The sequence below is a fragment of the Methanoregula formicica SMSP genome (genome assembly GCF_000327485.1).
Taxonomy (GTDB): domain Archaea; phylum Halobacteriota; class Methanomicrobia; order Methanomicrobiales; family Methanospirillaceae; genus Methanoregula; species Methanoregula formicica.
Map to the genome: position 1 here is coordinate 594,073 of NC_019943.1, position 12,500 is coordinate 606,572.

Below are 12,500 nucleotides of genomic sequence, written 5' to 3' on the forward strand. Positions count from 1 at the left end.
CAAACCTGTCCTGAAGCGCCGGAATGAAGATCCTCTTTGTGGTCTGCGGGGAGGGGCTGGGGCATGCGTCCCGGTGCCTCCACCTCGGGCATTTTATGGAAGAGCAGGGACATGCAGTCCACTATGCGGGGTACGGCAAGTCCTACACCTTCATGAACCAGCACGGGTGCTCGGTGCTCCACCGCGTCAGCCGCGAGGTCTGCCTCCAGGGCAAGGGAGGGTTCTTCAGCATGAAACGCACTCTCTGGCACTCGAAGTTCCTCCTCCTCGACCTTCTCCGGTCGGCGGGCCGCGTCTTCCTCCTCATCCGCGAGTACCAGTACGACTGCGTTGTCTTCGACACGATGTACGGCGGGGTGCTCGCGGCACGGTTGCAGGGCGTGCCGGTGGTCTTCATCACCAACCAGAACCACTTCTGCGGGCTGAACGGGAAGACGAACCCGCTCTGGCGGCTCCTCTCCCGCCTCGTCCGCGGGTACCTGCGTCTTGCTAAAAAAGTCATCATCCCTGACTTTCCCCCGCCGAACACGATCAGCCAGTACAATATCCGGATCCCCGGCGCAGAAACGAAGCGGTACCGGTATACCGGCCCGTTCTACATGCTGGACCCGGGCCAGTACGTCCACGAACAGAAGACCATCTTTGCCAGTTTCGGCGGGGAACCCTACAAGCTCCCGATGTACCTGATGCTTCGCGAAGTTGCCGGCCGGCACCGGGACGAGACCTTCGATGTTTTCTCCACAACCCCGGGGCTCCCTGAATCGTCCGGCAACTTCTTCACCCACGGTTATGTCAAAAACCTGTACGAGCACATGGCCGCAGCAAAAGTCGCGATCGTCCACGGCGGCCTGACAACGCTCCACGAGACCCTGAGTTTTGGAAAACCGGTCCTGATCATCCTGGACCCAAAGCATCCCGAGCAGCAGAACAATGCACAGAAAATCGTGGAGATGGGGGCGGGGGTCTCCATTGATGGAAGGAGCCTCACGCCGGAAACTCTGGAAGAGAAACTTGCCGAGACCATGAAGATTCCGCCGCAGCCCTTCCGGGCAACCAAGGGCCCTGCGAACGGCCGGGAGAAGGCTATGGAGATCATCCTTGCTGTTGCCGGGCGCAGGCAATGTTAATTCTGCAATAGATCCTAATCCATTCTTTAGTCCTATGACAGTACCCGGGCCCATCACCACGGTAAAAGCCGCAGGCGAGTTCCGCGTCTGCCCGTCCTGCGGGTACGAGCTGGGATTCCATACCTCGTTCCTTGGCACGAACGCCGACAAGGACAACCCCGTCAAGTCCACCCGCGAGGTGTACCGCGTCATCCTCATCTGCCCGGAGTGTGGCGCCCGTTTCGATGTCGGCTGGCGGGTCTCGTTTTCTGAGATGGAGAGCAAGTTTGTAAGGGCACCGGTCAAACCCGTGCAGGCCCCGGCCTCTTCCCCGCAGGTTACGATAATCACGAGTCCCCCCGCTCTCCCGTCCCATGACCCGAAAAACCCGGAATAATTCTCCTTCTGGTCCAGTCTTTCATCAAGAGGTGTGAGTACAGCGATGATCCGGTGTGCCGAGTGCAAGGGAAAAGGCCTCTGCGGGCTCCCCCGCTGCCCCATCGTGAGCCGTTTCCATGCGCAGGCAGCTGCGCTTGCAAAGCCCTCGGCAAGCTACCAGGGCAGCTCCCCGTCGGTCTTCATCGGGAGCTTCGGGTATCCCGATGTGCGGGGCGGGCCGCTGATGGTCGATGACTCGGACAACCCTCCCGACTGGCTGAAGAGAAGCCTCGGCATGGACGAGATCGTGGGAATCCGGGCACGCACGCTCCGCGGGAGCTCGGCCCTCACTTCTGTTGCCGGGGACCTGCAGGAGATCGCGCTCTCCTCCGTGCCGCTGGATGTGGACGTATCCTTCGAACGCCCGGTCTCGTTCTCGCTCACCTTCGACGGGACCATGGCGCCGGTCGGGATGATCGGCTCCGTGAAAACCATGGACGTGATCGGCAGCGCAAGGGTAGAACGGGTGGTTGACCGGATCACCTCTGATACGGATCTTCCCGCAACCGAAGCCTGCGTTGCGCTAACAAATGAATCCGTTGACGTGTACCAGGTCTCGAAGCTGATGACCGCGGGGCTCCTTGGGAAGCGGCGGCGGTTCGTTCCCACGCGCTGGGCCATCACGGCGGTCGACGACACGGTCTCGACTAACCTGAAAAAGGAGATCGCCCGTAACGCCCCGATTGAGGAGATCCTCCTCTTCTCCGCAGAGGTCTTCGGCAACCGCATCGCCTGCATCCTCGTGCCGGGCGACTGGCGGTACGAGATGGTCGAGGTCTGGGGGGCGCACACGCTCTGGGGCGGGGAAGAGGAGATGATCGTGCAGGACCGCGAAGGGATGAAAAAACAGGGCTACTCCCCCATCACAGGCGCGTATTACTCGGCCCGGCTCGCAGTCTGCGAGTACCTGGACCGCATCCGGCGGTGTGCCCGCGTCATTGTTGTCCGGAGCGTCTCGAACGAGTACTGGGCGCCGCTTGGGACTTGGGTCATCCGGGAGGCAACACGGAAGGCGATGGCTGCCCCGCCGCTGGCATTCCCGACGCTCGATGCCGCGGTAGCTCACACGGTCTCCGTGATCGGCTCCGACAGCTGGGTGCGCCACAGCACGCTGATCCCCGAACTGCGGACACAGCGGACGCTGGGGCAGTTTTTTTCGTAATGCCGAACCCCGTTAGGAGTGAGGCACGAGAAGAAACCAAAGGTTTCTTCGAGTTGCAAACGATTCGAGGAACCACGAGAAGAGTAAGGATTCCGAAAGAAATTCTTCAATTCTTTTCGTAAGCCTGCGCCGTGTTCACCTGCCGCTGGTACCGGGCCCGGATGCTCTCGATAGTCTCGATGTCAGCGATATCCTTGTCGTCCCGGATCCGGATAAACCGGGGGAAGCGGAGGGCAAACCCTGCCTCGTAATTCACGCTCGCCTGCAGTTCCGCGTATCCGACTTCGAAGACGAGCGTGGGCTCGAACGTGACCTCTTTTCCTGCCTTCCGTTCAACAGTGTCCTTGAGGAGGTCGTACACCTCTGCGAGCTGCTCATCCGAGAATCCCGTGGCAACCCTGCTTAAAGGGAGAAGTTTTCCCTGGTTCTGGCAGGCAACAAGGAACGAGCCGAAGACATGGGCGCGCTTCCCCTCGCCCCACTCGGCGCCGATCACCGCAAGGTCGAGCGTGTCCACTTCGGGCTTGATCTTGATCCAGTTCTTTCCCCGCTGGCCTGGCGTATAGGGCGATGACGGCACCTTGATCATGATCCCCTCGTGGCCTGCGGCAAGGGCATCGTTGTACGTCTTCTCGATGATTTCCTGACTGCTGCTGACGGTCTGCGGGGCGATAGACATCTTCATAACACTCTCCAGCTTCTTCCGGCGCTCGGAGAACGGGAGGTCAATGAGGGTCTCTCCGTCAAGGTACAGGATATCGAAGACGTTTGGCACCATCTCGATCTTCTCCTGTGCCTCTGCGACATCGTGCCTGCGCCGGAACCTGCGGAGCACGGACTGGAACGGCATCGGCCTTCCGTCCTTGATCGCAATAACCTCGCCGTCCAGGATCACGTCGTGGTCGGTTGCGCCCATCAGTTGTCCGATGACGTCCGGGAGCGCCGCAGTCACGTCCTCAAGCCTCCGTGAGTAGAGCCGGGCCCAGTTGCCTTTCTTATGGAACTGGAAGCGGGAGCCATCGTACTTGAACTCCGCCGCGATCTCGCCATGCTCTTCGATCATGCCGGCAATGGATCCGGCTTGAGCAAGCATCATCCGTACCGGATGGAAGAGCGTGATCTTCACGTCCTCCAGCGCAGCGGCCCCGGTCTTTGCAAGCCTGGCCACCTCGCCCATGTCATTGAGCGCCTGCTGGGCATGCTCCACAAGAGAGGAGTCGACCCCGAAGGCTTTTGCCACGGCCTCCCGCACGCTTCCCTCCCCTACGCCGATCCGCAGCTCTTCGAGCATGATCCGGGCAAGGTACCGTCCTTCGATCGGGAGGGCATTTGCGAGCAGGCGCCGCACCAAAAGTCCTTTCTCCCGCTGTGATTTCTTTCCTTCCGTGTCGGCGATGGCTATCAGTTCGTTGTACACCTGCACGAGTTCGAGATCCTCGTGGAAGAAGGTGGTCTGGGACTTGAGTTCAAGGAGTTCCTCGACTGCCGTACCGACATCGCCGGTTGCATTGATCTTGTCGATCACCTGCTCCTTTTTCACCCCGGCAACATACCCGACTGCTTCGTACAGAAGATTCGGGCCGATGCCAAGCTTCCTGCTGCTCCAGTCCGCGAAGATCCGCCCCATCACGAACCGGACAAAGACCGGCAGCTCCTCATCGGTCAGTCCGGGGAGCACCTGGCTGATGATCGCGATCATGTCGAGCCGGCCGGAGGTCTTCTCCAGCTGCCCGCAGGTCTGTGCAAAATCCTGGAAGCGCATGGCGGTGTTCCCTGCTGATCTTACATGGGTGGGGGGATGAACATAATCATTTCTTACCATTGAGGACCCGGGGATCCGTTCAGAGCCGGATCTCCTGCGGGGTTTCAGGGCAGCTCCCGCATTGCGTTGCCACGACAACGTGTTCCTCCTCGAAAAAGAGGCCGAGACCGTCGCGGGCGGTGCCCCGTGCCTTCTCCGGAGTATTGTTGATCTCGCTCAAGTGCGCGAGGATGATGTGGGGCACGTCCTTCCCAAAACCGTGGAGGCATTCCGCTGCCGCCTGGTTGGAGAGATGGCCGTGTTTTGACCGGATCCGCCGCTTGAGTGATTCGGGATACGGCCCGTTTGCCAGCATCTCCGGGCAGTGGTTGCTCTCAAGCACGATCCCGTCGCAGGGCCGGAGCAGGGCGTGCATCTGCGGTGTCATGACCCCGGTGTCGGTGCAGTACCCGATCCGGCAGTCCCCCTCGGTCAGGATGAACCCGCAGGGCTCTGCCGCGTCATGGGAGGTGGCGAATGGCTCCACGGAGATGTCCCCGATGGTAAATCGCTCGTGGTACCGGCAGGTATGGTGGACGAGCGGCTTTTTCGACACCTTCCGGAATCCCAGGAAATCCCGGAGCGTCCCTTCGGTTGCGTAGACCGGAACATCGAGTTTCCGTGCGGTCACGTCAAGCCCGCGGATATGGTCGCCGTGCTCGTGGGTGACGAGGATGGCGCTGATCCCTTCCGGGTCGAGACCGGCCATGGCCATGCGACGGAAGAGTTCCTTCGCGCTGAGACCCGCGTCGATCAAAAGGGTGGCGGATGAGCCTTCGATGATGGCACAGTTGCCTTTGCTCCCGCTGGCAAGCACAGTACAACGCATTACCCTAGTATTGGCCTTCTTCGTATTAGAGATTTGATTTGCGACAGTCCGGAACCGTTCGTGGCAGAAGTGCCCGCGAAGGGAATGCGGACGGGAGAAGCGGGAAAAAAGATTATTTCCGGGGTTTGAGGGTCTCGTATTCGGCAAGCACCGGCGCAATGGTTTTTGTGGATATGGAGCGGCGCACCAGTGTTGTGAGCTTTCGTGCATAGTGGATATGGGCAATCTGGAAGCTGACGATCAACCCGAAACAGAAGCAGGTGACCATGACCAGGGAATAACTCAGTATGTCTACCATGGTTCCCCTCTCACGACTCCCTCGCAAGCTCGTCCACGAGCGGGACGACCGAGTCCGCATCCGAACACTCCTTTGCAATAACGAGGAACCGTTTCGTGTAGTACATGACCAGCAGCTGGTACCCGAGTACCATTCCGATGGCAAACGTGATGACCCCGATACCGATATAGATCAAAAGGTCCGTGAACATATCCGCCATAGCATACCTTACTGACTGGTACAGTGAACAAACAGATAAATTTATTGAATACGTGCCCGACGGCGGATGGCAGGGCGGCTGGAAAGGTTAATCCCGTTCATCTCCTTTATTGTAGTAAACGCAAAGGATACTATCCTGTGACCCAGGCGACAGAAAAAATCCCCCCGCTCCCGCTCTCGTTCTCCCTCACGGAGCTTGCAGGATCGTTCGGGGACTTTGGGACCATCATCCCGCTCATCCTTGCCGTTGCGCTCGTCTCTGATGTTGACCCCCGCTACACCCTCCTCTTTTTTGGGATCTGGTTCATCCTCACCGGCCTGTATTACCGGCTGCCCATCCCGCTGGAACCGATGAAGGCGATCGCCGTCGTGGTCATTGCCGCAGGTGCGACCGGCGGGATCTCGGCCGGGGAGATCGCGGTTGCCGGCCTGGTCCTCGGCATCATCTTCCTCGTCCTTGGTTACGGTCGTTTCTTCGAGATCATCGAACAGTATGTGCCCCAGAGCGTTGTGCGAGGCATCCAGCTCGGCCTTGCCCTCCTCCTCTTCCGATCATCTGCCGGCTTCATTATCAAAGACCCCCTCTTTTTCGGGATCGGGATCGCGGTCATTGTCGGCTTCCTCCTTCTGGTCCGGTTCCGGGGGATCCCCGACCTCTCCTCGATCTGTGTCATCGCCGTAGGCCTTGTCGGCGGCATCATGCTCTTTGGCCTGCCCCCGGTCAGCCTGATCCCTGCACCACGGCTCGTGATCCCCCTCACCACGGATATCATCCCGGCCGTCTCGGAGCTCGTTCTTCCCCAGCTGGTCCTTACCATCGCAAACGCCATCCTTGCCACCTCGCTCCTGACAAAGGACCTGTTCGGGAGGGATGTGCCGCCGAAGAAATTCTCCACCACTATTGGCCTGATGAACCTGACCACTGTCCCGTTTGGCGGATTCCCGATGTGCCATGGTGCCGGCGGGCTTGCGGGACAATACCGGTACGGCGCCCGGACCGGCGGAGCGAATATCTACGCGGGTATCATCTTCATCGTGCTAGCTCTGTTCTTTACTTCGCCGCAGGTCCTCTCCCTTATCGCAGTCGGTGTGCTCGGCGCGTTGCTTGTCTTTGTCGGGATCGAGATGGGGCGCCACAGCCTGAAATCGGATTCTCTGGCTGTGACCGTGGTCATCGGCATCCTTGCGCTGGTCAGTTCGATGACGCTTGCCTTCATCGCGGGAATGATCCTCGCATACCTGCTGGCATGGCACGCGAAGAGGGCTGCACCGGCAAGCTGAAACGCCGGCCGGCCCGGCCCGGAGCGTAACCGTCTTCTTTCTTCGGATCGCATATCAGATCGTTCATGGCCCGGCTGCATTTCATCGACAACCTGCGGTGGATCGCTATCCTCCTGCTCTTCCCGCTCCACGCCGCTTTCGTCTTCTGTGCCGGATGGTACAGCTACTATGTCATGTCCCCGTACTCCTCCGTGGCAGCGCACTGTCTCACGGTTGCCATCGAGCCTTGGATCATGCCGCTCCTCTTCTCCATTGCCGGGATCAGCACCAGGTTTGCTTTACAGAAACGCACGCCCCTCGCGTACCTGAAAGAACGTGCAGAGCGACTTCTCGTTCCCTTCTTTGCCGGGGTAATCCTTGTCTGCCCTGTCATTGCCTACTTTGCCCTGAAATTCCACACCGGCTATGACGGGAGTTTTGCCGGGGCAGTCATGCATTTTTTCAGTTCGGCATTCACCATCCCGTATACCAATGGGCAGACCGGGGGCTTCAGCGTGGACCACCTCTGGTTCCTCCTGTTCCTCTTTATCGTCTCCCTTGCAGCACTCTGCCTGATCCAGCTCTCGCGGCGGCTTATCGGATCCCGGTTCACCTCCATCGTCATGCCCCTTCCGTTTCTCTTCCTCCTCTTTGTCCCGGCCTGGCTCCTGAATGCAGCCGGCCCGAACGTGGCTGGGTATTCGTTACTGTCGTACTTATTGTTCTTCCTCATCGGGTATACCCTGATTGCGTCGGATAAGGTTCAGGTTTCACTGGACGAGAACCGGGTACTTCTCGTTGCGGTATGGATCGCGCTCACCATAGGCGTCATGTGGGTTGGCGGGATTGTGCTCGGTCAATGGGAACTTTTCTGGGGATCATCTCCGCTCTTTGTCCTGACTGGCTGGACCGGGGCGCTCGCCCTCCTGGGAGCCGGGAGGCACCTGCTGGATTTTTCCAACGCCGTCACGACATACCTGTCCGCGGCATCATACCCGGTCTACATCATCCACCATGCCGTCCTGGTGGCTGTTGCGTACTACCTTATCGCCATACCTGTCCCGCCGGTAGTACAATACACGCTAATCGTCATCCTCAGTCTCTTTGTGACGTTTGCCTGCTACGAGATCATCAGAAGAATTCCGGTTGTCCGGGCACTGTTCGGTGTCGCTGTCCAGAAGAAGGATCCAGCGTAAGCGGCTTTGTAAAAAAGATGCGGCCCCGCCAGGAGCGGGGTGCCGGCTCGAAGGTCCGGGTCACCACAAAATTACATCAACGGTGCTGCCCTTCTCAAGCCCCTCGAACCCTGCCGGAATCCGGATCAACCCGTGGCTCCGGACAAGCGTGTTGAGGAGCCCGGACTTGCCAAAGAACGGGGTCGCGATTCCGTCTCTGACCTTCACGCGGACGTACTCCTCCCTCCCGCGCTGCGAGGGGATGTTCTCAGAAAGCGTTGCCCGCACGGTCCGGATGAGGGGCTCACTCTGCCCGAGCATCCGGTCGAGCAGCGGGCGGACGATCGCGATCAGGACGACAAAGGCCGAGGCCGGGTGTCCGGGCAGCCCGAAGACCGGTGTACTGCCGATCGTCCCGATAATGGTCGGCTTGCCCGGCGCGAGCGCGATCCCGTGGACCAGCACCTCCCCCTTCGATGCAATGACGCTTGCCGTCATGTCCCGGTCATCCTTGGAGCTTCCCCCGGAGAGGAGGACAACATCGCATTCCGCAACTGCCCTTGCGATCACGGCCTCGAATGCTTCACGCTCGTCCTTTGCGATCCCGTACCGCCGCGGCAGGCAGCCGTATTCAAGGAGCCATGCGGCAAGCATCGGGGCATTTGCGTCCCGCACCTGACCGGGCCCGGGTACAACGTCGGCCGGCACGAGTTCGTTACCGGTCGAGATGATCCCGACAACGGGTTTTTTTGCTACGGTGACATCCACACAACCACAGGCCGAGAGGACGCCGGTATCCTGAGGCGTGAGCCTGTGGCCTGCGGTAAAGACTGTTTCACCATACCGGAAGTCCTCGTCCTTCCTGATGATGTTCTCTCCATGGGAGGCCGCCTTTTTTACAAGAACCGTGTCCCCGGCCGTTTCAGTGTACTCGACCATCACCGCTGCATCGGCTCCCTGCGGGAGAACGCCCCCCGTCGGGATGTAGGCGCACTCAGCGTTACCAATCACAAGCAACGGGTCGGATTTTCCCATCGCGACCCGCCCCACGCAGCGGAGGAGCGCGGGGATCGAGTCTCCCGCACCGGTCGTATCTGCGGACCGGACCGCGTACCCGTCAACAACCGAACGGTCGAACCCGGGAATGTCCGTGTCCGAATGGACATCTGCTGCCAGAACGCGCCCGGCAGATGTATCGATCGGGATCTTCTCCGGCTGTGATGGTGGGGCGATCCTTTCGGCAGTCCTGACCGCGTCCTCTACGGAAATGACCGAGAAGAACCTGCTCATTTGAAGCAGCCCAGCTGGCACTCCCGGATCTTGATCCGGTTCTTTGTGCAGTACTCGCCCACGGCTTTCCGCGAGACTTTTGCCTTCTCGGCGATCGCAAATGCCTGCGGGCAGGTGATCTTCTCTGTTATTCCGGCTTCTTCCAGTGCTTTTTTGATCGTATCGTCACTCATAGTTGCTCATGTTTGGTGTACTTGCTTATTGGGTTTACTTCTTGTGATCATGCATGCCGACGCAGGGATTTTAACCCGGGACAAAACAATGAGAGATACCGTACTCTGCCCGAACCGGGGATTATTTGTGACAAACCAGAAGAAACTCGACATTTCCGGGACAATAAGCCCGTATTGCCTGTCTGTCGTAGAGAAGAACGCAAAGGCTTTATCCACCTCCGGGGAATTATTCATTACCTGCGATAATTTCCCCGCTGTTACGATCTCCATTCCGCGAATTGCACGGGAGGAAGGCCTCTTGATAGAGACCACACGATTGCCGGACGGGCACTGGGAGATCCGGCTGGCGAGAAAATGAGAGCGGTAAACGAATGAGTTCCGGACCATGACAACGCATTTTTTCCTCCTTTCCGGCAGCCTGTCCGTTGAACGGCTCTCGTGGATCGAGGAGTGTCTCAAGTTCTTCTTTGTCCAGCTCTACCCGGAGTCGCTGATGCACCGGGCCCCGGCCGAGAGCCCGGTTGTCACCTTCCTCCTGACCGGGGACGCATTATACAGCCTTGAGGATGCCGAGACCGTGCAGATCTGGTCGGTTATCCTCTCGCTGACCGCGGTCAGGATCATCTGCGACCGGCAGGAGCTGGACCTCCGCGGGATCCCGGTCGGCCGCCTGAAGATGAAATATCCCGACCAGGTGATCGACACCAACAGCCTTGCCGTGGACAACCACCCCTCCTTCTGGAAGGACGTACTCGGGCTCGTGCGGCAGAACCGGCCGCCGCTTCCCGATGGCATCGGCTGGTTCCAGAGCGAGTCGCCCTACATGCACCTCTCCGCCGTGTATGGCCTGAGGTGCCTGAATGCCGGCATCGAGGCCCGTCTCTCCCCGGAACTCTACGCGTACCTCGATGGCGTCCACATGGGCCACACAGCCCAGAGCCCGGCCGATTCAGAGAATGTCGGGCGCGGTCTCGAAGAGATCCATGAGCGTGCGGCAAAACAGAATTTATCAAGCCTCTTCCTTGCCTGCAACCGGTATGCAACGGCCCGGGGGTACAGTACCTGGGACGACGGCAAGGGATCGGTTGTCTCGACCTGCGCCATCAAGCCGTTCCATATCCGCGACCTCAATGCGATCATTGACCGGTTCGAGCGTCCGCACATCATCCTCTCCGCAAATGCCGGCTCGGTCAATTTCCCGAAAAAAGGGATGGCGGTCTCCTTTGACCGTGCCGAGAAGAGCAGTACCGCCCCCCCGGTGACAATCCTCATCACGACGTCTCCGTACAGCACCGGGATGGCGTTTGGGGCAGTCTCCTTAGCTGTTGCCTGTGCCCACCAGGGCGTGCTGACCCGCGTTGTCTTCCTTGAAGACGGTGTGTACTCGGTTGCCGGGACGCACCGGACACCCGCGGAAACCCCTCTGTTCACGATCCAGGACATTATCAACGCCGTGGCGGGGAGCGAGAACCTTCATTTCTTTGTCCTCGTGCAGTCATTGCAGAAGCGCGGGCTTGTGAAGAACAAGGACTTAAACGCCGTCCTTGATATCGGTTTCCCGGGGCTTGGCAAGATCCTCTTCTATCCGCCGGGAAATGTGCATGCCGAGCACCAGCGGGTGCTGCTGTTCTGATACCCGGTACGTTTTTTTCATTCCGTGCTGTTCAATGGAATCACGTGTACAGCCGTTGCCTTGAAGGTTGCATACGCCAGCCCCCCTTGTTCCAGGTCCAGTTCGCGGCAGCTCTCATGGGTGAGTAGTGCTGTGAGCGGGATCCCCGCATTCAGGATGCCCCCATTTTTCCAGGTATATCCGAGTGTCCCCCTTGGTAAAATTATCTCCGTTTTGCGGGCACATTTTTCGGATCGGAGCCCATTTTGAAAAACGGGTTTTTGGATACTCGCATTTTTTGGCGAATTAAAGGGTGATGTTTTGGAACGGGGGCTTTTTTAAGGCTATTTTGTGTATATGGGGGCCGTTTCAGGCTCCAAAAGTTGCCTAATTGGTGCCTTTTGGATGAGCGACTACTGTCGGAACGGCAGTAGGAGCTAGAGAATGTTGAAACTCATCAGATTTGAGACACGAGAAAAAAGAAGTTTTTCGAGGGAGCACCGGAAGATACTCTTCGGCGCCTTGGAGGAATCTTTTCATGGAAGAGTGGAGCCGGAGGAACCGGGAGGGGTCGGATTTGTGGCCGGGATCACAGCACTTGGATCCGTGACGAGATCCTTGCTGTGATACGGGAACGCGGCGCTTTGTATGCCCGGGCTCTCACGCCACCAGAATCTGGTGCATGATCTCCGCTGGCATTGTTGTCTTCTTTGCGATCTCTTCTTCTGTCATCCCCTCGCGATGCATCCGAAGGATGACAGCCGGCATCGGTTCCCCGAATTCGACAATGAACCGGTCTGGATCATAGACCCGGAACACTCTCTGGCCCCATGGTTGCTCGCGGAGTTCGTGGACGACTTCGACCCCCTGCGAACAAACGGTTTCCCAGGCATCTTCGATGGACCCGGTCTCGAAATAGATCTCGATATCGTTTCCCTTGACCGGCGGGGTCTGTTTTCCATGGATCACGTTCAGGGCAAAATCCTTCTGCCAGAGTGCAAGGCCGTTCCTGAACCCCACGTTAACCCCGAGGTCCATCTCGATCTCAAGGCCAAGGAGATTTTGGTAAAACCGTTTCGATCGTTCAATGTTGCTGACAAAGAGGACAAACGCCGTAAGCCTGCAATCAGGTATCATGGTTGTCGGTATCGTTCCACA

The 12,500-nt window shown here is 58.8% G+C and carries 16 protein-coding genes; 8 read left to right on the plus strand and 8 right to left on the minus strand.

What is annotated here, in order from left to right; all coding sequences use genetic code 11:
* Positions 1-23: 23 nt before the first annotated feature.
* From METFOR_RS03025 to METFOR_RS03035, 3 genes are read left to right on the plus strand one after another with little or no spacing between them, the layout of a single operon-like run.
* Positions 24-1,127, plus strand: a complete 1,104-nt coding sequence (locus tag METFOR_RS03025) for a glycosyltransferase (RefSeq protein WP_015284625.1) — start codon at positions 24-26, stop codon at positions 1,125-1,127.
* 34 nt (positions 1,128-1,161) lie between these two features.
* Complete coding sequence (locus METFOR_RS15710) at positions 1,162-1,503, plus strand: hypothetical protein (protein ID WP_015284626.1); 342 nt, start codon at positions 1,162-1,164, stop codon at positions 1,501-1,503.
* A 45-nt stretch (positions 1,504-1,548) separates the two neighbouring features.
* Positions 1,549-2,706, plus strand: a complete 1,158-nt coding sequence (locus tag METFOR_RS03035; protein ID WP_015284627.1) for an Nre family DNA repair protein — start codon at positions 1,549-1,551, stop codon at positions 2,704-2,706.
* 106 nt (positions 2,707-2,812) lie between these two features.
* Here METFOR_RS03035 and METFOR_RS03040 read toward each other — a convergent pair whose 3' ends face one another.
* The 4 genes from METFOR_RS03040 to METFOR_RS03055 form a co-directional block, all read right to left on the minus strand.
* A complete protein-coding gene (locus METFOR_RS03040; protein WP_015284628.1) occupies positions 2,813-4,468 on the minus strand; it encodes an ATP-dependent DNA ligase in 1,656 nt (551 codons plus the stop codon).
* 79 nt (positions 4,469-4,547) lie between these two features.
* Positions 4,548-5,336, minus strand: a complete 789-nt coding sequence (locus METFOR_RS03045; protein ID WP_015284629.1) for an MBL fold metallo-hydrolase — start codon at positions 5,334-5,336, stop codon at positions 4,548-4,550.
* A 112-nt stretch (positions 5,337-5,448) separates the two neighbouring features.
* Positions 5,449-5,634 (minus strand): hypothetical protein, encoded by a 186-nt coding sequence (locus METFOR_RS03050; RefSeq protein WP_015284630.1) that lies wholly within the window; start codon positions 5,632-5,634, stop codon positions 5,449-5,451.
* A gap of 10 nt (positions 5,635-5,644) precedes the next feature.
* Entirely contained in the window at positions 5,645-5,833 is a 189-nt protein-coding gene (locus METFOR_RS03055; RefSeq protein WP_015284631.1) for a hypothetical protein, read from the minus strand.
* A gap of 137 nt (positions 5,834-5,970) precedes the next feature.
* Here METFOR_RS03055 and METFOR_RS03060 point away from each other — a divergent pair, with 137 nt between their 5' ends.
* Together METFOR_RS03060 and METFOR_RS03065 are read left to right on the plus strand one after the other, a co-directional pair.
* A complete protein-coding gene (locus METFOR_RS03060; protein WP_015284632.1) occupies positions 5,971-7,113 on the plus strand; it encodes a putative sulfate/molybdate transporter in 1,143 nt (380 codons plus the stop codon).
* 65 nt (positions 7,114-7,178) lie between these two features.
* The gene (locus METFOR_RS03065; protein ID WP_015284633.1) at positions 7,179-8,288 is read left to right on the plus strand and encodes an acyltransferase family protein; all 1,110 of its coding nucleotides are present in this window, start codon (positions 7,179-7,181) and stop codon (positions 8,286-8,288) included.
* A 60-nt stretch (positions 8,289-8,348) separates the two neighbouring features.
* Here the strand turns inward: METFOR_RS03065 and METFOR_RS03070 are convergent, their stop codons facing one another.
* Together METFOR_RS03070 and METFOR_RS15715 are read right to left on the minus strand one after the other, a co-directional pair.
* Positions 8,349-9,557, minus strand: a complete 1,209-nt coding sequence (locus METFOR_RS03070) for a molybdopterin molybdotransferase MoeA (RefSeq protein WP_015284634.1) — start codon at positions 9,555-9,557, stop codon at positions 8,349-8,351.
* A complete protein-coding gene (locus tag METFOR_RS15715; protein ID WP_015284635.1) occupies positions 9,554-9,730 on the minus strand; it encodes a hypothetical protein in 177 nt (58 codons plus the stop codon). The genes METFOR_RS03070 and METFOR_RS15715 overlap by 4 nt, the downstream gene beginning before the upstream one ends.
* Before the next feature lie 88 nt (positions 9,731-9,818).
* Between METFOR_RS15715 and METFOR_RS03075 the strand changes: the two genes are divergently transcribed.
* Both METFOR_RS03075 and METFOR_RS03080 read left to right on the plus strand, forming a co-directional pair.
* Positions 9,819-10,088, plus strand: a complete 270-nt coding sequence (locus METFOR_RS03075; RefSeq protein ID WP_048111095.1) for a hypothetical protein — start codon at positions 9,819-9,821, stop codon at positions 10,086-10,088.
* Between the two features lie 27 nt (positions 10,089-10,115).
* The gene (locus tag METFOR_RS03080; protein ID WP_015284637.1) at positions 10,116-11,363 is read left to right on the plus strand and encodes a DsrE family protein; all 1,248 of its coding nucleotides are present in this window, start codon (positions 10,116-10,118) and stop codon (positions 11,361-11,363) included.
* A gap of 17 nt (positions 11,364-11,380) precedes the next feature.
* Here METFOR_RS03080 and METFOR_RS16125 read toward each other — a convergent pair whose 3' ends face one another.
* Complete coding sequence (locus tag METFOR_RS16125; protein WP_083883451.1) at positions 11,381-11,629, minus strand: TOBE domain-containing protein; 249 nt, start codon at positions 11,627-11,629, stop codon at positions 11,381-11,383.
* Between the two features lie 157 nt (positions 11,630-11,786).
* Here METFOR_RS16125 and METFOR_RS03085 point away from each other — a divergent pair, with 157 nt between their 5' ends.
* On the plus strand, positions 11,787-11,969 hold the full coding sequence (locus tag METFOR_RS03085) for a hypothetical protein (protein ID WP_048110780.1): 183 nt from the start codon (positions 11,787-11,789) through the stop codon (positions 11,967-11,969).
* 33 nt (positions 11,970-12,002) lie between these two features.
* Here METFOR_RS03085 and METFOR_RS03090 read toward each other — a convergent pair whose 3' ends face one another.
* The gene (locus tag METFOR_RS03090) at positions 12,003-12,479 is read right to left on the minus strand and encodes a VOC family protein (protein WP_015284638.1); all 477 of its coding nucleotides are present in this window, start codon (positions 12,477-12,479) and stop codon (positions 12,003-12,005) included.
* Positions 12,480-12,500 lie beyond the last annotated feature (21 nt).